Genomic DNA, 24965 nt, shown 5'->3' with positions numbered 1-24965 from the left:
GAGCGTCCAATGAGGCATTCCCAGGCGGGAGCGTGGGAACGATCATGCGCTGAAACTCACTCCTCGCCGCTATGCACCACCACCAGCAACTGCGCCTGCACTTCGCCCACCGAGCGCAGGCGATGCGGTTTTTGCGCGTTGAAGTGCAGCGCATCGCCACGGTTCAAAATCACCCGTTCGCTCATGAAGTCGACTTCGACCTGGCCTTCATGGACAAACAGAAATTCCTCGCCCATGTGCTCCTTGAAGGTCTTGTCGCTGAACTCCTTGGGCGGATAGATGATGAACGGCAGCAGGCTGCGCTCGCTGACCTGATGGGCCAGCACCGCATAACCCGGGGCCTGGTCATTGGCCGCCAGCGACTGGCGCTCTTCGGCACGCACCAGGCTGTAGCTGTCGAGACTGATGGTTTCCTCGGAGAACAACTCCTCGACCTTGACGTTCAGCGCCTTGGCCAGTTTCAGCGCCGCAGCGATGGACGGGGTGTTCAGCCCGCGCTCGATTTTCGACAGATAACTCTTGGTCATGCCGGATTTTTCGGCCAAGGCCTCCAGCGTAACGCCAAGTTTTTTTCGCAGTAATTTCAAACGGATAGACATGTGGAGCGATTAATCCATCAAGGAGGCAACGATTAGCCCTTGCCAATGACACAAAGTGTCATATAGCCTCTTAAGTGTCATATGTGTCCACCCAACGACCTTGCGAGCAGAGGGAGAAACACATTCGACGTCCATTGATCACAGCAAAGGACACCCGATATGGCCAAGACATTAGCACTACCCAAGGACCAACTCATCAAGCAGGCGCTTTCGCAGATGCAAAGCACGCTGGCGGATAATACGTGGACCGACCGGCAAAAGCTGGCGCTGACCTGCCGCATTCTGTTCGAAAATGGCCACGACTCCGGCCTGGCCGGGCAAATCACCGCCCGAGGACCTGCGCCCGGCACCTACTACACCCAACAACTGGGCCTGGGTTTCGACGAAATCACCGCGAGCAACCTGCTGCTGGTCAATGAAGACCTGGAGGTTCTGGAAGGTCACGGCATGCCCAACCCGGCCAACCGCTTCCACAGCTGGGTGTACCGTGCCCGGCCGGATGTGGACTGCATCATTCACACGCACCCAATGCACATTGCGGCGTTGTCGATGCTGGAAGTGCCGCTGGAAATTTCGCACATGGACCTCTGCCCGCTCTATGAAGATTGCGCCTTTCTCGAAGCCTGGCCGGGTGTGCCGGTGGGTAACGAAGAAGGTGAAATCATCGCCGGGGCCCTGGGCGACAAGCGTGCGATTCTGCTTTCCCACCATGGTCAGTTGTCGACCGGCCGATCCATCGAGGAAGCCTGTGTCATCGCACAGTTGATCGAACGCGCGGCCAAATTGCAGCTGCTGGCAATGTCGGCCGGTGAGCTTAAACCGATTCTGCCGGCGCTCGGTCGCGAAGCCCATGACTGGATCTCCAGACCCAAACGCCACGGCGCCGCCTTCAACTACTACGCTCGGCAGAACCTGCGTCAACACGCCGATTGCCTGAACTGAATCCATCCCTTTGCTTAAACGGAGAGACGCCATGTCGACCCCTTCTATTCACGGCATCATCGGCTACACCATCACCCCGTTCACCGCTAATGGCGAAGGCATTGATCTGGATACGCTGGGTCGCTCCATCGACCGTTTGATCGACGGCGGCGTACACGCCATCGCCCCGCTGGGCAGCACCGGCGAAGGTGCGTACCTGAGCGATGCGGAATGGGACCAAGTCAGCGAGTTCAGCATCAAGCACGTGGCCAGGCGCGTGCCGACCATCGTCAGCGTCTCCGACCTGACCACCGCCAAAGCCGTGCGCCGCGCACGCTTCGCCGAGGCGCAGGGTGCCGACGTGGTGATGGTCTTGCCGACGTCCTACTGGAAACTCAGCGAAGCCGAGATCCTCGCCCACTATCGCGCTATCGGCGAGAGCATCGGTGTACCGATCATGCTCTATAACAACCCGGCCACCAGCGGCACCGACATGTCGGTGGAACTGATCCTGCGGATTTTCAATGCCGTGGAAAACGTGACCATGGTCAAGGAGAGCACCGGCGATATCCAGCGCATGCACAAACTGCAATGGCTCGGCGAAGGTCAGGTGCCCTTCTACAACGGCTGCAACCCGCTGGCGCTGGAGGCATTCGCGGCAGGTGCCAAAGGCTGGTGTACGGCGGCGCCGAACCTGATCCCGCAACTCAATGGCGCACTCTATCAAGCCGTGTTGGCCAATGATCTGGGCACCGCTCGGGAGTTGTTCTATCGCCAGTTGCCGCTGCTGGACTTCATCCTTAAGGGCGGTTTGCCCACGACCGTCAAGGCCGGCCTGCGCATGACCGGGCTGGAAGCTGGCGATCCGCGCCTGCCGGTATTCCCGCTGGGTGAAGCCGCTCGCAATCAGCTGCAGGATTTGTTGGCCACGTTGCGCTGATCTTCAGGCACATACAAAACCAGTGTGGGAGCGAGCCTGCTCGCGATGAGGCCTTAACAATCAACACAGACGTTGAATGCCAGACCGCCATCGCGAGCAGGCTCGCTCCCACTATTGGATTTTCGGTGTATTCAAAGCACCGGCAACGTCTTGTCCTTGATCACCTTGGTCGGCCCGTTGGCCTTGACGCTGGCGATGCCTTTTTCCAGTGCGGTGTCGGAAGAATAGGCTTCGCTGCTGCCGATGATCTGATGATTGGCAGCCGTGAGATTGAAGTAAGGATGGCCATCCTTGGTGGTTTTTTTCTCGTAGCGTTCATCCAGTGGGCTATTGGCCTGAACCGAGGCGATGCCGTCATCGGCAGCGCTGCGCGTGGTGTACAGCTCGCTGGTAAGAATGGTCTCGGCATTGGCCGCTTTCAGTACAAAGCGAAACTGGCCAGTGATGCTTTTGCTCAACTCGTACCATCCAGACATGCTCGTTCTCCTTGGCGATTGAGAGGTTGCGCGCTTCAGAGTAAAGACCAGGCAGCCCTACTTCACCACCGCGCGCACCACCGACAACTCCGGCGTCGTCACCCGGCGCTGGCTCAGGTAGCGCGTGCAGCTGACCCGCAGAAACGAGGCGAAGTTCACCACTTCGCCCCGGTAGTCCATCACCTCTTCATAGAGCTTGGCGATCAACTGGTTGGTGGTCATGCCATCGACTTCGGCGATCTCGCTGAGGATGTCCCAGAACTGGTTCTCCAGCCGCAGCGTGGTCACGACCCCGCAGATGCGCAGCGAGCGCGAGCGTGACTCGTAGAGGATCGGGTCGGCTTTGACGTACAGCTCGCACATGCGCAGGCCTCCGCTTACAAGGTGATTTTGGTGCCCAGCAGACCGAGGAAACCGGCCAGCCAGCTCGGGTGTGCCGGCCAGGCTGGAGCTGTCGCCAGATTGCCCTGAACGTGACCTTGCGTCACCGGAATATCGATGAACGTGCCACCGGCCAGACGCACTTCTGGTGCGCAGGCTGGATAAGCGCTGCATTCACGACCTTCAAGAATCCCCGCCGCCGCCAACAATTGCGCGCCATGACAGACTGCGGCAATCGGTTTTCCGGCCTTGTCGAAGGCTTGCACCAGTTGCAGGACTTTTTCGTTCAGACGCAGGTATTCCGGCGCCCGACCACCCGGCACCAGCAACGCGTCATAGTCCGCCGCATCGACCTTGGCGAAGTCGAAGTTCAGTGCGAACAGGTGACCGGGTTTCTCGCTGTAGGTCTGGTCGCCTTCGAAGTCATGGATCGCGGTACGCACGGTCTGCCCGGCGGTTTTGTCCGGGCAGACCGCGTGCACCGTGTGACCGACCATCAGCAGTGCCTGAAACGGCACCATCACTTCGTAGTCTTCGACGTAATCGCCGACCAGCATCAGAATTTTTTTCGCGGCCATGGGGATGACTCCTCTGGTAAAGAATTGGGCAGGAAGGAGTATTCAAGGTAGTCCGAATCCAGCGGGACGGGTAATAACCAGCTACTACGCAGTAGGTACCACGTCATCGTTCATCGTGGGTAAACCCGCGCGCACAAAAACGACACCGTACCCTGTGGGAGCGGGCTTGCCCGCGAAGGCGTCCGCAAACTGTACGGATAAGTCTGCGTCTAGCTGTAACAGCGCAGCCTGCACAGTTTATGGCTAGATGAACGCTCTCCCGCCACTTTCGAATTCTGGTTACCGTTATGTCCTCGCGCGAAAACACCGGCATGGCCCTGGGCCTGCTCGGCGTCGTCATTTTCAGCCTGACCCTGCCCTTCACCCGGATCGTGGTGCAAGAAGTCCATCCGCTGCTCAATGGCCTGGGTCGAGCGTTGTTCGCGGCGATTCCGGCGGCGATGTTGTTGCTCTGGCGGCGGGAGAAATGGCCGACCTGGAAACAGGTCAAAGGCCTGACGCTGGTGATTGCCGGGGTGATTCTCGGTTTCCCGGTGCTCTCGGCCTGGGCCATGCAAACGCTGCCGGCGTCTCATGGCGCGCTGGTCAACGGTTTGCAGCCCTTGTGCGTGGCGCTGTATGCGGCGTGGTTGTCCCATGAGCGACCGTCGAAAGCCTTCTGGGCCTGTGCCGCATTGGGCAGCGCGTTGGTCCTGGGTTACGCGTTGATCAGCGGTGCCGGAAGTATCCAGGCCGGTGATTTATTGATGCTCGGGGCGATTGCCATCGGTGGCCTGGGTTACGCCGAAGGTGGCCGGTTGGCCAAGGAGATGGGCGGCTGGCAGGTAATCTGCTGGGCGCTGGTGCTGTCGACACCGCTGTTGATCGGCCCGGTGACGTATTTGGCGCTACAGCACCAAGGCGAAATCTCGGCGAAAACCTGGTGGGCCTTCGGTTACGTGTCGCTGTTCTCGCAGTTCATCGGCTTCTTCGCCTGGTACGCCGGATTGGCGATGGGTGGCATCGCCCGGGTCAGTCAGATCCAGCTGCTGCAGATCTTCTTCACCATTGCCTTCTCGGCGCTGTTCTTTGGCGAACACATCGAACCGATTACCTGGCTGTTTGCGGTCGGGGTGATCGTTACCGTGATGCTCGGGCGCAAGACGGCGGTGCGCCCGGCGCGTGTTGCCACCGCGTAGAAACAAGATCAAAAGATCGCAGCCTTCGGCAGCTCCTACAGGGGGAGACGGTTTTCCTCTGTTGGAGCTGCCGCAGGCTGCGATCTTTTCGCTCTTAACTCAGGTAGCCATCGGCCCGCAGCAACGTTTCCAGGCAATGTTCGCTGATGTGGTAGAACGCCTTGAGCTCCTGGATTTTCACTAACAGCTGCGTCGGGTCCACCGGTTCCGCGCGTTTGACCGCCAGGATCATCTTGTTCTTGTTGGTGTGGTCCAGGGAGATGAACTCGAACACCTTGGTTTCATACCCGCAGGCTTCGAGGAACAATGCCCGCAGGCTGTCGGTCACCATTTCGGCCTGCTGACCGAGGTGCAAACCGTATTGCAGCATCGGTTTGAGCAGCGCCGGGCTCTGGATTTGCAGGCGAATCTGCTTATGGCAGCACGGCGAGCACATGATGATCGCGGCACCGGAACGAATGCCGGTGTGGATCGCATAATCGGTGGCGATGTCACAGGCATGCAGGGCGATCATCACGTCCAGCTCGCTCGGCGCCACGCTGCGCACATCACCACATTTGAACACCAGCCCCGGATGCTCCAGGCGCGCGGCAGCGGTATTGCACAGGGTGACCATGTCTTCGCGCAATTCGACACCGGTGACCACGCCTTCGGCGTGCAAGGTGTTACGCAGGTAATCGTGTATGGCGAAGGTCAGGTAGCCCTTGCCTGAACCGAAGTCCGCCACCCGTACCGGTTTATCCAGCGCCAACGGTGAAGACGTCAGCGCATGGCTGAAGACCTCGATGAACTTGTTGATCTGCTTCCACTTGCGCGACATCGCCGGAATCAGCTCGTGCTTGCTGTTCGTTACGCCGAGATCAGCGAGGAATGGCCGGGTCAGGTCGAGGAAGCGGTTCTTCTCGCGATTGTGCTCGGCGGACGGCACTTCGCGCAGTTGCTGGGGCTTGCTCTTGAACAGCGAGCTCTTGCCCTTCTTGCTGTATTCGAGCTGGGCTTCATCGGTCAGCGCCAGCAGGTGAGCGTTCTTGAAGTCCTGCGGCAACAGCGCAGCAATCGTCGCGATGCCCTCTTCGATCGGGTAATTCTTGGTGATATCACGCGTCTTGTAGCGATAGACGAAAGACAGGCACGGCTGCTCCTTGACCGTCAGCTGCTTGATGATGATTCGCTGCAAGTCGACTTCAGCGCCGACGTACTTGGCCAGCACCAGTTTGATGAAGGCGTTCTGCGCCAGGCTGGTGCTTAGCAGGTCGATAAATTGCGCGTGATGATCCGGCGTGAGGCTGGCGGGAGTTGCGGTAACAGACATGTAGAAAACGCCTCGGGCGGTGCGGATCGGGGAATGACCGGTATTTTAGGGGGGATGAGGTGCAAGGGCACGGCTAATTTTCCGAACGGTTCAAACTTTCCGAGCTCTTCGTCTTACGACCTGTTGATAGCAACAACGGCCAAACCTTGGTGATGCACTTCAAATCAACCGTTTGTCGAGACTGTTATTTCTTACAGGTAGCATACTCCTGGACATCGGCATGAAATGGGTGTGCTCAGAACTATCAATCTTTAATAAAGGGACTAGCCACCATGTCAAACACTGATAACAGCAATAAAATACCCCATGTCGCCTTGACGACCCCCAAGCCAAACTCAACAGTAAGTGTTTCTGGCTTCAAAATTATTGGGCCGAACGAGATAATTCATCCTGGGACGACTGAGATTGTATTGCATATCTTTCGAGAGGGGGGGAGTGGATATTATGAGAAAAAATTCAAGCCGACGAAGCACCCTTTCGAGTTTGACTATCAATCGCAGCACCCACCGGGGACAGTACTTTGGATTATCTACCACTATTTTCAGTGGGTGGTCCCATTGGGGACGTATAACTCAGGAAAATTCTCTGTTCAGAGCTAGTTATCAACTCTACAATTTTCCTGTTGATACTTGATTGTCTCGCTGCCATCTTCTGGCAATAGTCAGAAGATGGCAGCGAGACAAGTCATCAATGAGCAACACCGACTCGCAAAGAATTGGTTTGGAGCATTTGGCCCCCCTTCACCCCAGCGGAAGCAAGAGTGACCGCTTCTGAATCCCGGGATCATCTTCAGCCCAACACCACCAACCGATTCGGCAACTCATTGCGCACTTGCGTCACCGGCACATGCACCTTGAGCAGTTCGCCACAGGCCTCGATGCAGGTGACAAAGCCCTGCAACGTCTGGCCCTGTTTCACCTGCCGGGTGAAGGCTGCGACGATCGGATCCCAGTTTTTGTTATCCAGCCGCCGGGAAATCCCTTCGTCCACCAGAATCTCCACATAGCGCTCGGCTTCGCAGACGAAAATCAGCAGGCCGGTGCCGCCGACGGTGTGGTGCAGGTTCTGCTCCAGAAACTGCCGACGCGCCAGGTTCGAGGCGCGCCAGTGGCGCACGGATCGAGGGATCAGGTGAGTGGTGATCGACGGAATCCGGAACACCAGGCACAGCACGATAAAACTCACCCACTGCACCAACAGCAAGGTGTGCATGTTCAGCCAACCGGTAACGTAGTGCACGATGCCCGGCACGATCAGCGCCAGCAGGCTGGCCCAGAGCAGTGGGATGTACGCGTAGTCGTCGGCCCGGGCTGCGAGCACGGTGACCAGTTCAGCGTCGGTGTCGCGCTCGACACGGGCGATCGCCTCGGCGACTTTGCGCTGTTCGTGTTCCGTCAGTAATGCCATGGTTTTGAATGCTCACTCATTATTGTTATCACCAGCCGCCCGACGAACCGCCGCCCCCGAAACTGCCCCCACCGCCGCTGAAGCCGCCGCCCCCTCCGAAGCCACCACCAAAGCCTCCGCCGCCAAACCCGCCGGAACCTCCACGACCGCCGCTACGGGGCAGGATGCCGAGCATCTGCAAGATAAAGATCGTCAGGATAAACAACACCGCCAAAAACACGAATATTGTCGGATGACGCCCGATAAAGTCGCTCCCCTGATCACCGCCCGAATCATAAATCGTCGACGGTTCATCCAGTGGGTTGCCACCCAGTACCACCAGCATCGCGGCAACGCCATCACTGATGCCTTTGCTGAAATTGCCGGACTTGAACGCCGGAGTGATCACCTGATTGATGATCACTGAACTTTGCGCATCGGTCAGCCGATCTTCCAGGCCATACCCGACTTCGATCCGCAGCTTGCGCTCGGCGCGAGCGACGATCAGCAAGGCGCCGTTGTTCTTGTCCTTCTGACCGATGCCCCAGTAACGCCCTAGTTGATAACCATAGTCGTCGATGCTGGTGCCTTGCAGGTCCGGCAGCGTCACCACCACCAACTGCTCGCCAGTGGCCTGTTCGTGGGCCTGGAGCTGTTGGGTCAACTGCTCGCGCACCGCCGGCTCGATCATCTGGGCGTTGTCCACCACCCGACCGGTCAGCACCGGAAACTTCAGCTCGGCTTGAGTGGTGATGGAAAAGATCCAAAGCATCACCACCAGGCTCATTTTCAAAACGCGCATTGGCACCTCATCCCTAATGGCTCATGCCTCATGGCTCTTTCCTCATGATTCATGAGGTGGTATCCCGACAGCACTGAAACCCCGCCGGGAACCTGCGCTGATCAGAACTTCACTTGCGGCGCCTTGTCAGCACCCGGGCTGGTGGCCTCGAAGGTGTCGCGCATCGGCAGGTCGCTATACAGCACGCTGTGCCACAAACGGCCTGGGAACGTCCGCAGTTCAGTGTTGTAGTTCTGCACCGCCAGGATGAAATCCCGGCGCGCCACGGCGATACGGTTTTCGGTGCCTTCAAGTTGTGATTGCAGCGCCAGGAAGTTCTGGTTGGCCTTCAGGTCCGGATAACGCTCGGACACCACCATCAAACGGCTGAGGGCTCCACTGAGCTGATCCTGGGCCTGCTGGAACTGTTTGAGTTTATCCGGGTTGTCGAGGGTGCTGGCATCGACCTGAATCGAGGTCGCCTTGGCCCGCGCTTCGACCACCGCCGTCAGGGTCTCCTCTTCATGTTTGGCGTAACCTCTGACCGTTTCCACCAGGTTGGGGATCAGGTCGGCGCGACGCTGGTACTGGTTCTGCACTTGCGACCAGGCCGCCTTGGCCTGCTCGTCGAGGGTCGGTATGGTGTTGATGCCACAGCCGGCCAGAACCGTGCTGAGCAACATCAATACCGCGATTTGCCAGCCCGAACGATAGCGCTGTTGTACATTCATGCGAGTGATGCTCCCTTGCCCATTACCCTGGAAATATTCCTGCGCGCCTTCAACTCGAACTCTTGGGGCATAATCTGCCGCCGCCACTGGATTGCATCGGGCCAATCGGCTAAAAGATGCCCAGCGCTAAAAGAGTTTAGAAGCTTGCGGCATTTAGTCGAACAACAACAGACGCCCCCTAATTTTTGGCTGACCGGCGCGTAACCACTGCGTCCGTTTAGGCTTTTGAGAAAACTATTCATGAAGAAGCTGTGTTTGCTGGGCCTTGCCATCGGCCTGGCCAGTCACTCGGTATGGGCCGACACAAAGCCTGCACCGATAGAAAACAAGGATGCTTTCGTCAGCAACCTGATGAAGCAGATGACCCTGGAAGAAAAGATCGGCCAATTGCGCCTGATCAGCATCGGCCCGGAAATGCCCCGCGAGCTGATCCGCAAGGAAATCGCCGCCGGCAACATCGGCGGCACCTTCAACTCGATCACGCGTCCCGAAAACCGTCCGATGCAGGACGCGGCCATGCACAGCCGGTTGAAGATCCCGATGTTCTTCGCCTATGACGTGATCCACGGCCACCGGACCATTTTCCCTATCCCTCTGGCCCTGGCCTCGAGCTGGGACATGGATGCGATTGGCCGCAGCGGGCGCATTGCCGCCAAGGAAGCCGCCGCCGACAGCCTCGACATCACCTTCGCGCCGATGGTCGACATCTCCCGCGACCCACGTTGGGGCCGCACCTCCGAAGGTTTCGGCGAAGACACTTATCTGGTCTCGCGCATTGCCAAAGTGATGGTCAAGGCTTATCAGGGCGAGACCCCGAGCGCGGCCGACAGCATCATGGCCAGCGTCAAGCACTTCGCCCTGTACGGCGCAGTCGAAGGCGGTCGCGACTACAACACCGTCGACATGAGTCCGGTGAAGATGTACCAGGACTACCTGCCGCCGTACCGTGCCGCCATTGATGCCGGCGCCGGTGGGGTGATGGTTGCGCTGAACTCGATCAACGGCATTCCGGCCACCGCGAACATGTGGCTGATGCAAGACCTGCTACGCAAAGAGTGGGGCTTCAAGGGCCTGGCGGTCAGCGACCACGGGGCGATCTTCGAGCTGATCAAGCACGGCGTGGCCCGCGACGGACGTGAAGCGGCGAAGCTGGCGATCAAGGCCGGCATCGACATGAGCATGAACGACACCCTGTACGGCAAGGAACTGCCAGGGCTGCTGAAGTCCGGCGAGATCCAGCAGAGCGACATCGACAACGCGGTACGTGAAGTGCTTGGCGCCAAGTACGACATGGGCCTGTTCAAGGACCCGTACCTGCGTATCGGCAAGGCCGAGGATGATCCGGCCGACACCTACGCCGAAAGCCGTCTGCACCGCGCCGAGGCCCGTGACGTTGCACGTCGCAGCATGGTGTTGCTGAAGAACCAGAACGAAACCCTGCCTCTGAAGAAGACCGCGAAAATTGTCCTGGTCGGTCCGCTGGCCAAGGCACCGATCGACATGATGGGTAGCTGGGCTGCCGCCGGCAAACCGGAACAGTCGGTAACGTTGCTCGACGGCATGACCCGTGCCCTTGGCGATCAGGCCAAGCTGACTTACGTCCGTGGCGCCAACATCACCGAAGACAAGAAAGTCCTCGATTACTTGAACTTCCTCAACTTCGATGCTCCGGAAGTGGTGAATGACCCGCGTTCGGCGCAGGTCATGATTGACGAAGCGGTGAAAGCCGCGCAGCAGGCTGATGTGGTGGTGGCGGCAGTCGGAGAGTCCCGTGGCATGTCCCACGAATCGTCGAGCCGTACCGATCTGAATATCCCGGCCAGCCAGCGCGACCTGATCAAGGCCCTGAAAGCCACCGGCAAACCGCTGGTACTGGTGCTGATGAACGGCCGTCCGCTGACCATTCTCGACGAAAAGGACCAGGCTGATGCGATTCTCGAAACCTGGTTCACCGGCACCGAAGGTGGCAACGCCATTGCCGACGTGCTGTTCGGCGACTACAACCCGTCTGGCAAGCTGCCGATCAGCATCCCGCGTTCAGTCGGGCAGATTCCGACCTACTACAACCACCTGAGCATCGGTCGCCCGTTCACTCCAGGCAAACCGGGCAACTACACTTCGCAGTATTTCGATGACACCACAGGTCCTCTGTTTCCATTCGGCTACGGTCTGAGCTACACCAGCTTCAGCCTGTCGGACATGGCCCTGTCGTCGACCACGCTGAACAAGTCCGGCAAGATCGACGCCAGCGTGACGGTTAAAAACACCGGCAAGCGCGACGGGGAAACCGTGGTGCAGCTGTACATTCAGGACGTGGTCGGTTCGATGATTCGCCCGCTCAAAGAACTGAAAAACTTCCAGAAAGTGATGCTCAAGGCCGGCGAACAGAAAGTCATCCACTTCACCATCGAAGAGGACGACCTGAAGTTCTACAACGCCCAGCTCAAATATGCAGCAGAACCTGGCAAGTTCAACGTGCAGATCGGCCTCGATTCCGAGGACGTGACGCAGCAGAGCTTCGAGTTGCTTTAACCCCCCTGAAATCTGGCGGGCTCTTGTGGCGATGGGGCTTGCCCCCGTTTGGCTGCATAGCAGCCATAAAACCTGCAAACTCATTCTCAGGACAGAACGAGTTTGCCGGTCTTAGGACCGCTTCGCGGTCCAACGGGGGCAAGCCCCCTCGCCACAGTTCCACGTAACCGGCTAACCCCGCCGATCCAGCAGATTCACCACCATCCGATCCACCCATCCCCATACCCGTTGCTTGACCCGCCGCCACAGCGGCCGGCGTTGCCATTCCTCGAGACTGACCCTTTGACTCAAGGCAAAGTCCTTCTCGAAACTTGCCGCCACCGCCAGACTCAGCGCCGGATCGAGGGCTTCCAGGTTGGCTTCCAGGTTGAAGCGCAGATTCCAGTGATCGAAATTGCATGAGCCAATGCTCACCCAGTCATCGATCAGGACCATTTTCAGGTGCAGGAAACACGGCTGGTATTCGAAGATCTTCACCCCGGACTTGAGCAGGCGTGGGTAATAACGATGCCCGGCGTAGCGCACCGACGGATGATCGGTACGCGGCCCGGTCAGCAGCAGGCGCACATCAATGCCCCGTTCAGCAGCCTTGCGCAGCGAGCGGCGGACTTTCCAGGTCGGCAGGAAGTAAGGCGTGGCCAGCCAGATTCGCTGCTGACCGCTGTTCAATGCACGAAACAGCGATTGCAGGATATCCCGGTGCTGCCTGGCGTCGGCATACGCTACCCGGCCCATCCCCTCACCCATCGACGGCACCCGTGGCAGACGTGGCAAACCGAAGTGCGACACAGGTTTCCAGGCACGGCGGTGACGGTTGGCAATCCATTGACGGTCGAACAGCAACTGCCAGTCGAGCACCAGCGGGCCGCCGATTTCCACCATCACTTCATGCCACTCGCTGGTTTCGCAACCGGGGGTCCAGAACTCGTCGGTGACGCCCGTGCCGCCGACCACCGCCAGCGACTGATCGACCAACAGCAACTTGCGGTGGTCACGGTAAAGGTTGCGCACCCAGCGCCGCCAGCTCAGGCGATTGTAGAAACGCAGCTCCACGTCAGCCTCGATCAGGCGTCGCCGCAGACTCAGGGTGAATGCCAGGCTGCCGTAGTCATCGAACAGGCAACGCACGCGTACACCGCGCTCGGCGGCTTGCACCAGCGCCTGAACCATCGCCTCGGCACAGGCGCCCGCCTCCACCAGGTACAGCTCCAGGTCGACCTGTTCCTGCGCAACGGCAATCGCCGCCAGCATCCGTGGAAAAAACTGCGGCCCGTCGATCAACAGCTCATAGCGATTGCCTTCGCGCCAGGGAAACACTGCACCTCTCATCTCAGCGCGCCGTAAAAATCAGCACCGCACCCACCGGCACCGACGAACTGATGGCCGACAGGCCGGCAGCGTTGCGCAGGGTTTCCAGCCCCGGCAGCAGATCGAAATCCGCAGCATTAAGTACCAGCGGTTCCAGTGTCACCACTTGAAAGCGCCGATCATCGAGGCGTGTCGCCAGCAACTCGGCGTTGTAAGCGTGGTCTTTGCCGTGAAGGCTGACCGTCAGTGGCAAACGCAATTCGAGTTGCGCGCCGGGGGCCAGATCCTTGATCGGCCGCAAATCGATCTGCATGCTGATCAGCGCTTCAGGGAACGTCTTGATCTCGAACAGCTCTTTGCGCATGCGCTCATCGCGCAGCGCAATTCCACTGTTGACCGACTCCAGTTCGACCTGCACTTGCGCCTGGCCGTTGGCGTCAACCTTGCCATGCAGTACCAGAAAGCGCTGAACTTCGGAGAGATTGGCATTCTTGGTAGAGATAAACGACAGACGTGAAGACTCACCGTCCAGGTACCAGTCGGCGTGGGCTGGCGAGGTAACGAAAGCCAATGGCAGCAAGGCCAGGGCTGTGCAGCAAAACCGCTTGAACATAAACACTCATGGGCAAGTAAACCTGAGCCGAACCTTAGCCTGAGTGAACGCGCTTGCAAACCGCGCAAATCAAAAGCCACCTCTATGGAGTCAACCGACACCCCTGACGAGCCCCGAGCCACGCGGCGATATGACTGCGCCCCATGCCGCTGACCGTCACGCGCTTGTTGGGAGCGTCATCGAGAAAACTGCTGACAGGCACGTACTGCGTCACATAGCCCTGGCAATAATCCGCCGGGTTGTTCTCGACATACCGGCACGAGCAATACTCCTTGGCGGTGTAGGCGCTGATGATGTCGGGGAACGCCCACAACGCAACTCGCTCCTGCCACATCCAGCCAAGCAGCGCAGCGATCAACAACAGCAACACGCTGAGCCGTGGTCGACGGCGAATAAATCTGAAATTCATGGCTGCACCTTCTGTGCAAATGCCGCCAGTGCCAGTCTGAGCAATTCGTTGTGCCGGTAACTGCCGTCGCGATCATCTCCATAGCGCACAATCACCAGGTTCTCGCTGGGCACCACGTACAGCGCCTGCCCCCAATGGCCGAGTGCGGCGAAGGTGTCATCGGGTGCGTCTTCCCAGGGTCTTTCGGCGCCGTCGACCGCCCGATTGAGCCACCAATGCCCGCCGGGAACGGCTTCATCCTGATTGGCCTTGAAGCGAATGAACGGTTGGCGGTTGAACTCGACCCAGTCCTTTGGCAGCAACTGCCGGTTACCCCAGCGACCGTCGCGTTGCATCAACAGGCCGATCCGCGCCAGATCGCGAGCCGTCATGTAGGCATAGGACGAGGCAACAAACGTCCCCAAGGCATCGGTCTCCCAAACCGCACTGCGAATCCCCAAGGGGCCGAACAACGCGGTCCATGGATAGTCGGCGTAGCGCTGCGTACCGACCATGGTCTTCAGTGTTGCGGACAATAGATTGCTGTCACCGCTGGAATAACGAAACGCCTGACCCGGTGGGCTGAACTCGTCATGGGCGGCAGCGAACGCAGCGATGTCCTGGCGTCCATGGGTGTAGAGCATCGCGACCACTGAAGAATTCAGCGGTGCATATTCATAGGTTTCCTGCCAATCCAGCCCCGAGGCCCAATGCAGCAGATCTGTAATGGAAATATTCGGATGGCTCTGCAAGGGCGGATAAAACTTCACTGCCGGGTCCTGCAATTTGAACAAGCCTTCGCCATAGGCCACGCCCAGCACCGTGGCCATCAGGCTTTTACTGACGGACCAGGTCAGGTGCGGTGTGTCGACGGTCGTCGGGCCGGCGTAGCGTTCGTAGATCAGTTGCCCGTCACGAATCACCAGCAAGGCATCGGTGCGAACGCCTGTGCGGCTGCCGTCGTCGCGCGGTGCAAAGGCGTAATCCTCCAGGACCTGAAGCGCCGGGCCGCTGATTTTCGGGCCGGGTGACCATTGCTCGGCGGGCCAGTTTTCCGCCAGAACCGGAAGGCTGACCAGCAACATGAACAGCAGAGTCAGGCGTTTGAACACGACAGGCACTCAGAGGAATTAACCCTCTGAGCGTAGTCGAGATAAATGACAGTTCGAGAAATGCGCTTTCAGTTAGACCGTCATCGCGAGCAGGCTCGCTCCCACAGGGAACTATGTAGAACATGGATCTGCGGCACGACACCATCCAATATGGGAGCACGCTTGCTCGCGATGAGGCCCATCAATACACCGCAAATGCCTTGGCCAATCGCTTGGCCCGAGCACCCGCCGCCAGATCGAGCACCGCCTGATCACGCATCCACAACGCCGCCCAGTGTGGCGGTCCGTCGGCAAAGGCTTCATTGAGCGCTGGCTTGAGCCCATCGAACTGCGCAAACAACCCGCCCAGCAACACATGTCCGGCGCTGCTGTTCGGCGGTTGGCGGCTGGCTTCCGCACACCCGGCCAACAGTGCCAGCAACTTCAGTTGAAGGTTTTGCGGCCAGGCGCTGTCATGACCGACACCGTACAGCCAGGCACCCATGGCGCTGAGTACGTAGATGTCTTCAAGGGTACGGAACGGTTTGACGTATGCATCCCAGCCATCTCCAGCGAGCAGTTCACACAGCGCGTTGTCGAGAAACAGCCGGCCGTGACTGATGTCCGGCATCAAGGCAATGGCCGGCAGCTTTTCAACCCGTACGCCGGGTTCGCCGGGATACACCACCGCCAGACTCAAACGCGCTGACTCGCCCTGCTCCTCGCTGCGTACAGCGATCAACAGCCAGTCCGCCGCATCACCCGCGGTCACGAAATCCTTGCGCCCGCTCACACGCAAATCCGCGAGCCGGGTTTGCATGTCCGTCGGGCGCAGGCTGCGCCGCTCTGTCGCACACAATGCCCCCAGACTCAGCGGTGCGCTGGGCCACAACATGCGCAACGCCGCCTGGTACCCCACCAGAAAGGCCAACCCCGGCGTTGCCATCATCCGCCCGCCACGCACCGCCAATTCGAACGGCGTCACCGCGCCCAACACATGCAGCAACGTCGCATACCCCTCCGCCAGATCAGGGTTTTCGGGCTGACGCTGATCACAGTTCAACAGGGCTTGCCATGGCATAAACGGATCCTCGAGGGCTGTCACACAAGCATCACCAAAGCTTCATGGCGATGACACCGGGGCTACATAGCCTGACTTTGCACAACAAAGTCGATCGACTGCAACCCAAGACGGGTGAGCAGCCCGTACGGAGATTCGCAATGACTCAGATCGCCCGCATCAGCGACACCGGCAATGAACGCCGCCTGCAAGCCGAACGCCTGATCGGCGCCGAGGCGTTGCAGGAAGCCCAGGCCCTGCGCTTCAACGTTTTCAGCGGCGAATTCAACGCCAAGCTCAAAGGCGCAGAGTTGGGCCTGGACATGGATGACTATGATGTTCACTGCGCCCACATTGGCGTGCGTGATTTGAATAGCGGACGCCTGGTAGCAACGACGCGTTTGCTCGACCATCAGGCCGCCAGCAGCCTGGGGCGCTTTTACAGTGAAGAAGAGTTCAGCCTGCACGGCCTGGTGCTTCTGCAAGGGCCGATCCTGGAAATCGGTCGCACCTGCGTCGACCCGGCCTACCGCAACGGCGGCACCATCGCCGTGCTCTGGGGCGAGTTGGCCGAAGTGCTGAATCAGGGCGGCTACAGCTACCTGATGGGCTGCGCGAGCATTCCGATGCAGGACGGCGGCATTCAGGCCCAGGCGATCATGCAGCGCTTGCGTGAACGCTATCTGTGCACCGAACACCTGCGCGCCGAACCGAAGAAACCGCTGCCGGCCCTCGACATCCCGTCCAACGTGATCGCCGAAATGCCGCCGCTGCTCAAGGCCTACATGCGCCTGGGCGCGAAGATCTGCGGTGAGCCGTGCTGGGACGAAGATTTCCAGGTCGCCGACGTGTTCATCCTGCTCAAGCGTGACGAACTGTGCCCGCGTTACGCCAAACACTTCAAGGCGGCAGTCTGATGAGCCGGCTGCGGGTGTACGCGCGGATCGCGCGAGTGCTGCTGGTGGTCGCGCTGGGCTTGAGCATGGCCAGCGTGTTCGGGCTGTTCGAGCGCATGGGAGTTGCCAACTCGATGGTGCGGCGCCAACGCTGGTCGCGTTTTTTCATGACCCGGCTGAGCAACGCCCTGCCCTTTCGCGTGACGGTCCACGGTGAACTGCCACAAAAGCCGATGCTCTGGGTCAGTAACCATGTGTCCTGGACCGACATCCCGCTGCTGGGCATGCTCACGCCCTTGTCCTTCCTGTCCAAGGCCGAAGTGCGTACCTGGCCGGTCGCCGGCTGGCTCGCGGCCAAGGCTGGCAGCCTGTTCATTCGTCGAGGTTCGGGTGACAGCCAACTGATCCGCAAGCAGATGAGCCGCCACCTGGAACAAGCCCATCCATTGCTGATGTTCCCGGAAGGCACCACCACCGATGGCCGTTCGTTGCGCACCTTTCATGGTCGCTTGCTGTCCGCAGCCATTGACGCGGACGTGGCGCTGCAACCGGTGGCCGTTCGTTATCTGCGCGATGGCCAGATCGACCCGCTCGCCCCGTTCATTGGTGATGACGACTTGCTCTCGCACTTGATGCGCTTGTTCGCCAACGATCGGGGCGACGTCGAGATTCATCTGCTCAAACCGATTGCCTGCCACGGCCAGGAACGCGCGGCGTTGGCCTTTGCGGCGCAACAAGCGGTGCAGAAGGCGTTGTTTGGAGCGTTGCCAGAAACACAGTCAACTCCGTTACGTCCGGCCATAGCCGCTTGACGCTGTACCCTGTGGGAGCGAGCTTGCTCGCGATTGCGTTGTGTCAGTCAACATCATCGTTGAATGCTAAAACGCTATCGCGAGCAAACGGAACGCCGCCCGGCTGCTCCCACATTAGATTTGCGCAGTCAAATGGTTATGCGCAAACCCTTGCAACTGCGGATAGAACAACCGGAAGTCATCGCTCAACGGTTCATACAACCGCTGTAACTCCTCCATCGCCGCAGCCAGTTCTTCAGGCCGCGACAGGCGCCGTGAAATCCCCCGCAGCACCTGGTCCAGCACCGCAAACTCCCGATAAGAACCGAGCCAGTCATTCGCCTCCATGTGCGGGGCAATCTGCGCCAGTCGCCCCGGCAACTGCGGTTCGGCAGCCAGCACCCGGTACACATCCGAAGTGAACTGTTCCAGCGGCTGGTCCGCGTAAAGCGTCCAGTCCCGCGCCAGGCAATGGTCGAAAAACACATCGAGCACGATGCCGGCATACCGCCGTCGCGTCAGCGTAAAGCGCGACAACGCCAGGTCGACCAACGGATGGCGGTCGGTAAACACGTCGATGCTGCGATGCAGCGCAATGGCCGCTTCGATCTCCGGATTGAACTGCCCTTGCAGCCGACCCTTGACGAAATCGCCATACAAACTGCCGAGCAATTGACCGGGGCGCTGGCCACCGAGATGAAGATGTGCGAGATAGTTCATGGGCGCAGCTTAGCACTGCCCCCTTGTATTTTTACAATCAACATATCGTTATAACCCGATATACCGATTTAGGCTGACCTCAGATCAAAATCATATTTGTATATCGCGAAATACCGATTTAAAGTTCGCCTCATCGCGATATAACGTTTTACCCAACCCGAGCACTGCCATGTCCACCATTGACCTCGACGAAATAATAAAAGCCCTGGCGCACCCGGTACGGCGAGAAATCCTGCACTGGCTCAAAGACCCGACCGTCGAATTCCCCGACCAATCCCACAGCAACGAGCACGGCGTCTGTGCCGGGCAGATCGATCAACGTTGCGGTTTGTCGCAATCCACCGTTTCCGCCCATCTGGCGACCCTGCAACGCGCCGGCCTGATCAGCAGCCGTAAAGTCGGCCAGTGGCATTTTTTCAAACGCAACGAGGAAACCATTCAGGAATTCCTCCGCACCTTCAGCAAAGAGCTCTGACCCTTTACGTCAGTACGCCGATAAGGAATCAACAATGCCCCTCTCGCTCCTCATTCTGGCCCTCAGCGCCTTCGCCATCGGCACCACCGAGTTCGTCATTATGGGCTTGCTGCCCGATGTAGCGGCCGACCTTGGTGTGTCGATCCCTGGCGCCGGGTGGCTGGTGACCGGCTACGCCCTGGGCGTGGCCATCGGTGCGCCGTTCATGGCACTGGCCACCGCCAGACTGCCACGCAAGGCTGCGCTGGTCGCGTTGATGGGCATTTTCATTGTCGGCAACCTGCTCTGCGCCCTGGCCAGTGATTATCAGGTGCTGATGTTCGCCCGTGTCGTCACCGCCCTGTGCCATGGCGCGTTCTTCGGTATCGGCTCAGTGGTAGCGGCAGGTCTGGTGCCCGCCAACAAGCGTGCTTCGGCCGTCGCCCTGATGTTCACCGGCCTGACCCTGGCCAACGTGCTGGGCGTACCGCTGGGCACTGCGTTGGGTCAGGAAGCCGGTTGGCGTTCGACCTTCTGGGCGGTGACCGTGATCGGTGTGATTGCGCTGATCGGCCTGATCCGTTTCCTTCCGGCCAAACGTGATGAAGAAAAACTCGACATGCGCGCCGAACTGCGCGCCCTCAAAGGCGCCGGTATCTGGCTGTCGTTGAGCATGACCGCACTGTTCGCCGCATCGGTCTTCACCTTGTTTACCTACGTCGCACCGCTGTTGGGCGAAGTCACCGGTGTCTCGCCACGCGGCGTGACCTGGACCCTGATGCTCATCGGTTTGGGCCTGACAGTCGGCAACATCATCGGCGGCAAGCTGGCTGACAAAGGCATGGCGGCGACGCTGATTGGCGTGTTCATCAGCATGGCGGTGGTCTCCACCGTACTGACCTGGACCAGCGTCGCATTGATCCCGACCGAAATCACTCTGTTCCTCTGGGCCACCGCGTGCTTTGCCGCCGTCCCTGCCCTGCAAGTGAATGTAGTGACCTTCGGCAACGCGGCACCGAACCTGGTATCGACCCTGAACATCGGCGCTTTCAATGTCGGCAACGCACTCGGAGCCTGGGTTGGCGGCAGCGTCATCGCCCACGGTTTCGGCCTGACCAGCGTGCCCCTCGCGGCCGCTGCGCTGGCGATCCTCGCGCTACTGGTGACCCTGATTACTTTCCGTCAGAGCGGTAATCCCGAACTGGCTCCTGCTACCAACTGATACCTCACGAGGGTTGTATTAAATGACGACTATTTTCGATCCGATCAAGCTTGGCGACCTGCAACTGGCAAACCGCATCATCATGGCGCCACTGACCCGCTGCCGCGCCGACGAAGGCCGTGTACCCAACGCGCTGATGGCTGAATACTACGTGCAGCGCGCGTCCGCCGGCCTGATCCTCAGCGAGGCCACGTCGGTCACGCCGATGGGCGTCGGCTACCCGGACACCCCGGGCATCTGGTCCAACGACCAGGTGCGTGGCTGGAGCAACGTGACCAAAGCGGTCCACGGCGCCGGCGGCAAGATATTCCTGCAATTGTGGCATGTGGGCCGGGTTTCCCACCCGTCCTACCTGAACGGCGAAGCACCGGTTGCACCGAGCGCCATCCAGCCAAAAGGTCATGTCAGCCTGGTTCGCCCATTGGCCGACTACCCAACGCCACGCGCACTGGAAACGGCTGAAATCGCCGACATCATCGACGCTTACCGCGTCGGTGCGGAAAACGCCAAAGCTGCCGGTTTCGACGGCGTGGAAATCCACGGCGCCAACGGCTACCTGCTCGACCAATTCCTGCAAAGCAGCACCAACCAGCGCACCGACAATTACGGGGGCTCCCTGGAGAACCGTGCTCGCCTGTTGCTGGAAGTGACCGACGCCGCCATCGAAGTCTGGGGCGCAGGTCGCGTCGGTGTGCACCTGGCACCCCGCGCCGACTCCCACGACATGGGCGACGACAACCTGTCCGAAACCTTCACCTACGTCGCTCGCGAACTGGGTAAACGCGGCATCGCGTTTATTTGCTCCCGCGAGAAAGAAGCCGGCGACAGCCTCGGCCCACAACTGAAAGAAGCCTTCGGCGGCCCATACATTGCCAACGAACGTTTCACCAAGGACAGCGCCAACGCCTGGCTCTCCAGCGGCAAGGCCGATGCGGTCGCCTTCGGCGTGCCGTTCATTGCCAACCCCGACCTGCCAGCACGCCTGAAAGCCGATGCGCCATTGAACGAACCGCGTCCAGAACTGTTCTACGGCAAGGGTCCGGTCGGTTATATCGACTATCCAACGTTGTAAGTTCCATCCATAAAAAGCCCGGGTAGAAGTACCCGGGCTTTATGGGTAGACGTTCAACTAATGAAACAACATCTGCATTGCACCAACACTTACAGCGGGGTTACGTTGAACCACCAACAAAACCAACAAGTGACCCAGCATGGACGCACCACCACACAACAACCTCACGTTCACACTGACACTCAGCAACCTCACAGATTCGATATTCTGGCGGGACGACGTCGTCCTGATTGATACTCCGCCAGAATTCCCCTCCAAAATCATGCCACTCAGCACTCAACTAATTACTTTGAAAGGCAATCCACAGCTGCCGCAAAGCATTAATATCGACTACAACATTAGAAAAACCATTTTTAGCACTCAAGCCATTTACACCAATTACCGTCAAACCGTGCATATCAAAACAGCCTTTGAATACACTTATCGAAAACGCCTGAATCATCGGCCACCGAAAGTTGAGTTCTTTTGGGAACACCACGCGCTGTCCGTTGGGGAGGTACCGATCTACAGTCAGTCCTTTCTTGAAGCTAAAAGCGACAGCTTCCCCTACAACTACAATGTGCTCGCCGTCATCATGGAGCGCTGAACCGTGGTCCGACAAGACCCTGAAACCACTTACTTAATCGAAAGGAATCGACATGAACGACATCAAAGACACCAGCAACAACTACGAAGACCTGCTCTCGTTTTTCAACTACACCTCCATTGGAATGCTTTACAAGCTAACGCCGTTTCTATTCAGCGAGGAAAATCAGCAAGCACTGGATAAGTTGATTGGGATCGCCAAGATTGAATTAATCAGCCTGTTAGATCAAATTAATTCGGAGCACGCCCTGAACAAAAAAATCGAACAGTGGCAAAATCAAAACAAAAGTTCGAAAACCACTCGTGTGATAGTCAAACTCATCAACCACTCCCCTCACACGTTTAACATTGCACAGACCAGCTTGCCACTGGGCAAATCAGAGCGTGAGTCATTCCTGCTCCCCGCATACGGCAAGACAGCATTCAAATCCGATTTCGCCTATACATACGCCTATCCTTGGCCAAAAAATAAAATCATGTTCAATCAGTTCGTGGATTTTATCGATCAGAACGTCGGGGTACGTTTTGATCTCGGCATGATAATGAATACGTCCTTCGGCGTTCTGTCGCCAACACACACGGCAAGGGTAAAAAACACCGTCACCTCCATTGGCTCATCCAACATCAATTGCTCAACCCAAATCACGAGCATGGGAGAGAGTGAGCCTTTCAATTTCGAGGTGGAAATCAGGCTGGGCTGAAGCAATGCCCCTTCCGGATTGCTCTCACTTTTTCACATCTACGACACAAAATTCCTACAAAATACGTAGCTTGCTACCTGTCATCCCGAAGCGCGTCCGTATATAAAAGCACCCATTACGACAACGCGGGCGAAGAGTTGATCTTCGCCCGCGTCTATTGACAGAATCGGATCCAATTACGCATCTTGTTTCATTTGCGCAGGCTGGGGCTCAAGCGCAGCATGTCCAGACCCGTGTCGACCCAGCGCGCGGCTTCAGCGTGCAGCTGAAAGCTGTCGGGAGCGAGCAGCCACCCATACAGGATGCCGTCAACATAGGCATGAATGCTGATCGCTGCGCGGGCCGTGTCGAGATTTTCCGGCAACTGGCCTCGTTTCACCGCATTACGCAATGCCAGTTCGATACGCACATTGCACTCCAGACTGACGGTGCGGCGCTGCTGGCGCAGATCACACATTTCATCAGTGAATTCGCACTTGTGAAACAGAATCTCATTGATGCGTCGAGTCTTCGGGTCCAGGGCAACTTGATGAAACAAATGAATCAGCAGTTTGCGCATGCATCCCAGCGGATCCTCTTCTTCTTCACTTTCGCTCGCCCTGGCCATTTCATCCAGCGGTTCATGCAAGCTGTCGAGCATCGCCTGAACCAGATCTGCCTTGTTGCTGAAATGCCAGTAGATGGCTCCACGCGTAACACCGGCCAGGGTAGCGATGTCCGCCAGTGTCGTGCGCGCCACGCCCCTTTCGTAAAAGGCTTTTTCTGCCGCTTCGAGTATCTGGCTGCGGGTTTCTTGAGCTTCCTCTTTGGTGCGACGGACCATGGCAGTAAAACCTCAATCAGGAATGCTTCAGCGATGTCTGTACACCGTCTGAACAAATGTGGGGCGAGCGCTCTGAAGTCTCATCCCCAGCCTACAATTCTCACCTTGCATCGACTTTTGTAACCGGACGGGTACTGAGCCAGGCTATTTACAAACAACCATGAACGTAAGTATATTCCTTAGCAAGCTACTTATCCACCCAGCACAATTTTTTTACCTTTCCACATTTCTTGTGCGCATGTTGCGCGCCTGACCGAGGATCTTCATGCAATTCAAGCCAGCTGTTACCGCTCTGGTTACTGCCGTCGCCCTGGCATCGCTGCTCAGCGGATGTAAAAAGGAAGAGGCGGCCCCTGCCGCTCCAACCCCTCAGGTCGGCGTCGTAACCCTTCAACCTCAAGCCTTTACCCTGACATCCGAGCTGCCGGGCCGCACAACGGCCTACCGCATCGCGGAAGTTCGCCCACAGGTCAATGGCATCATTCTCAAGCGCCTGTTCAAGGAAGGCGGTGAAGTGAAGGAAGGCCAGCAGCTTTACCAGATCGATCCTTCGGTCTATCAGGCCACCCTGAACAGCGCACAAGCCAACCTGCAATCGACCAAGTCGATTTCCGATCGCTACAAGCAACTGGTCAACGAGCAAGCCGTAAGCCGTCAGGAATACGACACCGCGGTGGCCAACCGCTTGCAATCGGAAGCCGCCCTGAAAAGCGCAGAGATCAACGTGCGCTACACCAAGGTTTACGCACCGATTTCCGGTCGCATCGGCCGCTCTTCGGTCACCGAAGGCGCGCTGGTCAGCAGCGGTCAGGCCGATGCCATGGCCGTGATCCAGCAACTGGACCCGATCTACGTCGACGTTACCCAGTCCTCGGTCGAGCTGCTGGAACTGCGCCGCGAACTGGAAAGCGGTCGCCTGCAAAAGGCTGGCGAGAATGCCGCCATGGTCAAGCTGACCCTCGAAGACGGCAGCCAGTACAAGCAACAGGGCAAGCTCGAGTTCTCCGAAGTGTCGGTTGACCAGACCACCGGTTCCGTGACCTTGCGCGCAGTGTTCCCGAACCCTGATCACACCTTGTTGCCTGGCATGTTCGTTCACGCCCAACTGCAAGCCGGTGTGAATGCTGCCGCGATTCTCGCGCCGCAACAGGGCGTAACCCGCGACCTCAAGGGGACGCCAACCGCTCTGGTGGTCGGTCCGGATAACAAGGTCGAGCTGCGTCAGCTCAAGGCCAGCCGCACGGTCGGCAGCCAATGGCTGATTGAAGATGGCCTCAAGGCCGGCGATCGCCTGATCACCGAAGGACTGCAATTCGTCAGACCTGGTGTCGAAGTCAAGGCCACTGAAGCAACTAACGTTGGCGCAAAGAACCCAGCCCCCGCACAGGCAGCTAACACTGCCGCTGGCGGTAAAGGGGAGTAAACC

27 protein-coding genes are annotated in these 24965 nt (G+C 58.6%); 12 read left to right on the top strand and 15 right to left on the bottom strand.

Annotated elements, in window-relative coordinates:
• Positions 1-56: 56 nt before the first annotated feature.
• A complete protein-coding gene (locus BK658_RS12550) occupies positions 57-599 on the bottom strand; it encodes a helix-turn-helix domain-containing protein (protein ID WP_123582551.1) in 543 nt (180 codons plus the stop codon).
• 159 nt (positions 600-758) lie between these two features.
• On the opposite strand from BK658_RS12550, the gene BK658_RS12545 reads away from it, so the two are divergent.
• Both BK658_RS12545 and BK658_RS12540 read left to right on the top strand, forming a co-directional pair.
• Positions 759-1541, top strand: a complete 783-nt coding sequence (locus tag BK658_RS12545) for an aldolase (protein ID WP_123582550.1) — start codon at positions 759-761, stop codon at positions 1539-1541.
• Positions 1542-1572: 31 nt separating this feature from the next.
• A complete protein-coding gene (locus BK658_RS12540) occupies positions 1573-2460 on the top strand; it encodes a dihydrodipicolinate synthase family protein (protein ID WP_123582549.1) in 888 nt (295 codons plus the stop codon).
• Between the two features lie 131 nt (positions 2461-2591).
• Here the strand turns inward: BK658_RS12540 and BK658_RS12535 are convergent, their stop codons facing one another.
• From BK658_RS12535 to BK658_RS12525, 3 genes are read right to left on the bottom strand one after another with little or no spacing between them, the layout of a single operon-like run.
• A complete protein-coding gene (locus tag BK658_RS12535; protein WP_123582548.1) occupies positions 2592-2936 on the bottom strand; it encodes a YegP family protein in 345 nt (114 codons plus the stop codon).
• 57 nt (positions 2937-2993) lie between these two features.
• On the bottom strand, positions 2994-3299 hold the full coding sequence (locus BK658_RS12530; RefSeq protein ID WP_054596073.1) for a ribbon-helix-helix domain-containing protein: 306 nt from the start codon (positions 3297-3299) through the stop codon (positions 2994-2996).
• A 14-nt stretch (positions 3300-3313) separates the two neighbouring features.
• Positions 3314-3895 carry a DJ-1/PfpI family protein gene (locus tag BK658_RS12525; protein WP_054596072.1) on the bottom strand — a complete coding sequence of 194 codons (582 nt, stop codon included), beginning with the start codon at positions 3893-3895 and terminating at the stop codon, positions 3314-3316.
• A 287-nt stretch (positions 3896-4182) separates the two neighbouring features.
• Between BK658_RS12525 and BK658_RS12520 the strand changes: the two genes are divergently transcribed.
• Positions 4183-5073, top strand: coding sequence for a DMT family transporter (locus BK658_RS12520; RefSeq protein ID WP_123582547.1), 891 nt, complete (start codon positions 4183-4185; stop codon positions 5071-5073).
• A gap of 94 nt (positions 5074-5167) precedes the next feature.
• Here the strand turns inward: BK658_RS12520 and BK658_RS12515 are convergent, their stop codons facing one another.
• The 4 genes from BK658_RS12515 to BK658_RS12500 all read right to left on the bottom strand — a co-directional run bounded on the left by BK658_RS12515 (position 5168) and on the right by BK658_RS12500 (position 9283).
• A complete protein-coding gene (locus tag BK658_RS12515) occupies positions 5168-6385 on the bottom strand; it encodes a class I SAM-dependent methyltransferase (RefSeq protein WP_123582546.1) in 1218 nt (405 codons plus the stop codon).
• A gap of 789 nt (positions 6386-7174) precedes the next feature.
• Positions 7175-7792, bottom strand: a complete 618-nt coding sequence (locus tag BK658_RS12510) for a TPM domain-containing protein (protein ID WP_123582545.1) — start codon at positions 7790-7792, stop codon at positions 7175-7177.
• A 28-nt stretch (positions 7793-7820) separates the two neighbouring features.
• On the bottom strand, positions 7821-8573 hold the full coding sequence (locus BK658_RS30590; RefSeq protein WP_123582544.1) for a TPM domain-containing protein: 753 nt from the start codon (positions 8571-8573) through the stop codon (positions 7821-7823).
• 101 nt (positions 8574-8674) lie between these two features.
• Positions 8675-9283, bottom strand: coding sequence for a LemA family protein (locus BK658_RS12500; protein ID WP_123582543.1), 609 nt, complete (start codon positions 9281-9283; stop codon positions 8675-8677).
• 240 nt (positions 9284-9523) lie between these two features.
• On the opposite strand from BK658_RS12500, the gene bglX reads away from it, so the two are divergent.
• Entirely contained in the window at positions 9524-11815 is a 2292-nt protein-coding gene (bglX, locus tag BK658_RS12495) for a beta-glucosidase BglX (protein ID WP_123582542.1), read from the top strand.
• A gap of 171 nt (positions 11816-11986) precedes the next feature.
• Here bglX and BK658_RS12490 read toward each other — a convergent pair whose 3' ends face one another.
• The 5 genes from BK658_RS12490 to BK658_RS12470 all read right to left on the bottom strand — a co-directional run bounded on the left by BK658_RS12490 (position 11987) and on the right by BK658_RS12470 (position 16296).
• On the bottom strand, positions 11987-13144 hold the full coding sequence (locus tag BK658_RS12490; RefSeq protein ID WP_123582541.1) for a phospholipase D-like domain-containing protein: 1158 nt from the start codon (positions 13142-13144) through the stop codon (positions 11987-11989).
• A 1-nt stretch (position 13145) separates the two neighbouring features.
• A complete protein-coding gene (locus BK658_RS12485; protein WP_123582540.1) occupies positions 13146-13736 on the bottom strand; it encodes a YceI family protein in 591 nt (196 codons plus the stop codon).
• An 82-nt stretch (positions 13737-13818) separates the two neighbouring features.
• A complete protein-coding gene (locus BK658_RS12480) occupies positions 13819-14145 on the bottom strand; it encodes an amidase (protein WP_123582539.1) in 327 nt (108 codons plus the stop codon).
• Complete coding sequence (locus BK658_RS12475) at positions 14142-15236, bottom strand: serine hydrolase domain-containing protein (RefSeq protein WP_123582538.1); 1095 nt, start codon at positions 15234-15236, stop codon at positions 14142-14144. Before BK658_RS12475 ends, BK658_RS12480 begins: the two co-directional genes overlap by 4 nt.
• A gap of 181 nt (positions 15237-15417) precedes the next feature.
• Positions 15418-16296: an acyl-CoA dehydrogenase middle domain-containing protein gene (locus tag BK658_RS12470; RefSeq protein ID WP_123582537.1), complete on the bottom strand. Its 879-nt coding sequence runs from the start codon at positions 16294-16296 to the stop codon at positions 15418-15420.
• Between the two features lie 140 nt (positions 16297-16436).
• Here BK658_RS12470 and olsB point away from each other — a divergent pair, with 140 nt between their 5' ends.
• Together olsB and BK658_RS12460 are read left to right on the top strand one after the other, a co-directional pair.
• Positions 16437-17192 (top strand): L-ornithine N(alpha)-acyltransferase, encoded by a 756-nt coding sequence (gene olsB / locus BK658_RS12465; RefSeq protein WP_123582536.1) that lies wholly within the window; start codon positions 16437-16439, stop codon positions 17190-17192.
• Positions 17192-17983, top strand: a complete 792-nt coding sequence (locus tag BK658_RS12460; protein WP_123582535.1) for a lysophospholipid acyltransferase family protein — start codon at positions 17192-17194, stop codon at positions 17981-17983. The genes olsB and BK658_RS12460 overlap by 1 nt, the downstream gene beginning before the upstream one ends.
• Before the next feature lie 114 nt (positions 17984-18097).
• On the opposite strand, the gene BK658_RS12455 is transcribed toward BK658_RS12460, so the two are convergent.
• A complete protein-coding gene (locus BK658_RS12455) occupies positions 18098-18682 on the bottom strand; it encodes an acyl carrier protein phosphodiesterase (protein ID WP_123582534.1) in 585 nt (194 codons plus the stop codon).
• Positions 18683-18851: 169 nt separating this feature from the next.
• Here BK658_RS12455 and BK658_RS12450 point away from each other — a divergent pair, with 169 nt between their 5' ends.
• The 5 genes from BK658_RS12450 to BK658_RS12430 all read left to right on the top strand — a co-directional run bounded on the left by BK658_RS12450 (position 18852) and on the right by BK658_RS12430 (position 22716).
• On the top strand, positions 18852-19157 hold the full coding sequence (locus BK658_RS12450; RefSeq protein ID WP_054596057.1) for an ArsR/SmtB family transcription factor: 306 nt from the start codon (positions 18852-18854) through the stop codon (positions 19155-19157).
• A gap of 34 nt (positions 19158-19191) precedes the next feature.
• The gene (locus BK658_RS12445; RefSeq protein WP_123582533.1) at positions 19192-20358 is read left to right on the top strand and encodes an MFS transporter; all 1167 of its coding nucleotides are present in this window, start codon (positions 19192-19194) and stop codon (positions 20356-20358) included.
• Positions 20359-20380: 22 nt separating this feature from the next.
• Positions 20381-21430, top strand: a complete 1050-nt coding sequence (locus BK658_RS12440; RefSeq protein ID WP_103318771.1) for an alkene reductase — start codon at positions 20381-20383, stop codon at positions 21428-21430.
• Positions 21431-21569: 139 nt separating this feature from the next.
• Positions 21570-22016, top strand: a complete 447-nt coding sequence (locus BK658_RS12435) for a hypothetical protein (protein WP_123582532.1) — start codon at positions 21570-21572, stop codon at positions 22014-22016.
• A gap of 52 nt (positions 22017-22068) precedes the next feature.
• Positions 22069-22716 (top strand): hypothetical protein, encoded by a 648-nt coding sequence (locus BK658_RS12430; RefSeq protein ID WP_123582531.1) that lies wholly within the window; start codon positions 22069-22071, stop codon positions 22714-22716.
• A 190-nt stretch (positions 22717-22906) separates the two neighbouring features.
• Here the strand turns inward: BK658_RS12430 and emhR are convergent, their stop codons facing one another.
• Positions 22907-23539, bottom strand: coding sequence for an efflux system transcriptional repressor EmhR (emhR, locus tag BK658_RS12425; protein WP_123582530.1), 633 nt, complete (start codon positions 23537-23539; stop codon positions 22907-22909).
• A gap of 265 nt (positions 23540-23804) precedes the next feature.
• Here emhR and emhA point away from each other — a divergent pair, with 265 nt between their 5' ends.
• Positions 23805-24962, top strand: coding sequence for an efflux RND transporter periplasmic adaptor subunit EmhA (gene emhA, locus BK658_RS12420; RefSeq protein ID WP_123582529.1), 1158 nt, complete (start codon positions 23805-23807; stop codon positions 24960-24962).
• Positions 24963-24965: the final 3 nt, after the last annotated feature.

The organism is Pseudomonas brassicacearum, assembly GCF_003732175.1.
In the GTDB taxonomy this organism is placed as follows: domain Bacteria; phylum Pseudomonadota; class Gammaproteobacteria; order Pseudomonadales; family Pseudomonadaceae; genus Aquipseudomonas; species Aquipseudomonas brassicacearum_G.
Note: the sequence above shows the minus strand (reverse complement) of the source record. Positions and strands in the feature narration are given on the sequence as shown.

What these genes read in the sequence shown, in the direction of transcription:
- BK658_RS12550 (WP_123582551.1), bottom strand. Translation starts at nt 599, where the DNA reads ATGTCTATCCGTTTGAAATTACTGCGAAAAAAACTTGGCGTTACGCTG.
- BK658_RS12545 (WP_123582550.1), top strand. Translation starts at nt 759, where the DNA reads ATGGCCAAGACATTAGCACTACCCAAGGACCAACTCATCAAGCAGGCG.
- BK658_RS12540 (WP_123582549.1), top strand. Translation starts at nt 1,573, where the DNA reads ATGTCGACCCCTTCTATTCACGGCATCATCGGCTACACCATCACCCCG.
- BK658_RS12535 (WP_123582548.1), bottom strand. Translation starts at nt 2,936, where the DNA reads ATGTCTGGATGGTACGAGTTGAGCAAAAGCATCACTGGCCAGTTTCGC.
- BK658_RS12530 (WP_054596073.1), bottom strand. Translation starts at nt 3,299, where the DNA reads ATGTGCGAGCTGTACGTCAAAGCCGACCCGATCCTCTACGAGTCACGC.
- BK658_RS12525 (WP_054596072.1), bottom strand. Translation starts at nt 3,895, where the DNA reads ATGGCCGCGAAAAAAATTCTGATGCTGGTCGGCGATTACGTCGAAGAC.
- BK658_RS12520 (WP_123582547.1), top strand. Translation starts at nt 4,183, where the DNA reads ATGTCCTCGCGCGAAAACACCGGCATGGCCCTGGGCCTGCTCGGCGTC.
- BK658_RS12515 (WP_123582546.1), bottom strand. Translation starts at nt 6,385, where the DNA reads ATGTCTGTTACCGCAACTCCCGCCAGCCTCACGCCGGATCATCACGCG.
- BK658_RS12510 (WP_123582545.1), bottom strand. Translation starts at nt 7,792, where the DNA reads ATGGCATTACTGACGGAACACGAACAGCGCAAAGTCGCCGAGGCGATC.
- BK658_RS30590 (WP_123582544.1), bottom strand. Translation starts at nt 8,573, where the DNA reads ATGCGCGTTTTGAAAATGAGCCTGGTGGTGATGCTTTGGATCTTTTCC.
- BK658_RS12500 (WP_123582543.1), bottom strand. Translation starts at nt 9,283, where the DNA reads ATGAATGTACAACAGCGCTATCGTTCGGGCTGGCAAATCGCGGTATTG.
- bglX (WP_123582542.1), top strand. Translation starts at nt 9,524, where the DNA reads ATGAAGAAGCTGTGTTTGCTGGGCCTTGCCATCGGCCTGGCCAGTCAC.
- BK658_RS12490 (WP_123582541.1), bottom strand. Translation starts at nt 13,144, where the DNA reads ATGAGAGGTGCAGTGTTTCCCTGGCGCGAAGGCAATCGCTATGAGCTG.
- BK658_RS12485 (WP_123582540.1), bottom strand. Translation starts at nt 13,736, where the DNA reads ATGTTCAAGCGGTTTTGCTGCACAGCCCTGGCCTTGCTGCCATTGGCT.
- BK658_RS12480 (WP_123582539.1), bottom strand. Translation starts at nt 14,145, where the DNA reads ATGAATTTCAGATTTATTCGCCGTCGACCACGGCTCAGCGTGTTGCTG.
- BK658_RS12470 (WP_123582537.1), bottom strand. Translation starts at nt 16,296, where the DNA reads ATGCCATGGCAAGCCCTGTTGAACTGTGATCAGCGTCAGCCCGAAAAC.
- olsB (WP_123582536.1), top strand. Translation starts at nt 16,437, where the DNA reads ATGACTCAGATCGCCCGCATCAGCGACACCGGCAATGAACGCCGCCTG.
- BK658_RS12460 (WP_123582535.1), top strand. Translation starts at nt 17,192, where the DNA reads ATGAGCCGGCTGCGGGTGTACGCGCGGATCGCGCGAGTGCTGCTGGTG.
- BK658_RS12455 (WP_123582534.1), bottom strand. Translation starts at nt 18,682, where the DNA reads ATGAACTATCTCGCACATCTTCATCTCGGTGGCCAGCGCCCCGGTCAA.
- BK658_RS12450 (WP_054596057.1), top strand. Translation starts at nt 18,852, where the DNA reads ATGTCCACCATTGACCTCGACGAAATAATAAAAGCCCTGGCGCACCCG.
- BK658_RS12445 (WP_123582533.1), top strand. Translation starts at nt 19,192, where the DNA reads ATGCCCCTCTCGCTCCTCATTCTGGCCCTCAGCGCCTTCGCCATCGGC.
- BK658_RS12440 (WP_103318771.1), top strand. Translation starts at nt 20,381, where the DNA reads ATGACGACTATTTTCGATCCGATCAAGCTTGGCGACCTGCAACTGGCA.
- BK658_RS12435 (WP_123582532.1), top strand. Translation starts at nt 21,570, where the DNA reads ATGGACGCACCACCACACAACAACCTCACGTTCACACTGACACTCAGC.
- BK658_RS12430 (WP_123582531.1), top strand. Translation starts at nt 22,069, where the DNA reads ATGAACGACATCAAAGACACCAGCAACAACTACGAAGACCTGCTCTCG.
- emhR (WP_123582530.1), bottom strand. Translation starts at nt 23,539, where the DNA reads ATGGTCCGTCGCACCAAAGAGGAAGCTCAAGAAACCCGCAGCCAGATA.
- emhA (WP_123582529.1), top strand. Translation starts at nt 23,805, where the DNA reads ATGCAATTCAAGCCAGCTGTTACCGCTCTGGTTACTGCCGTCGCCCTG.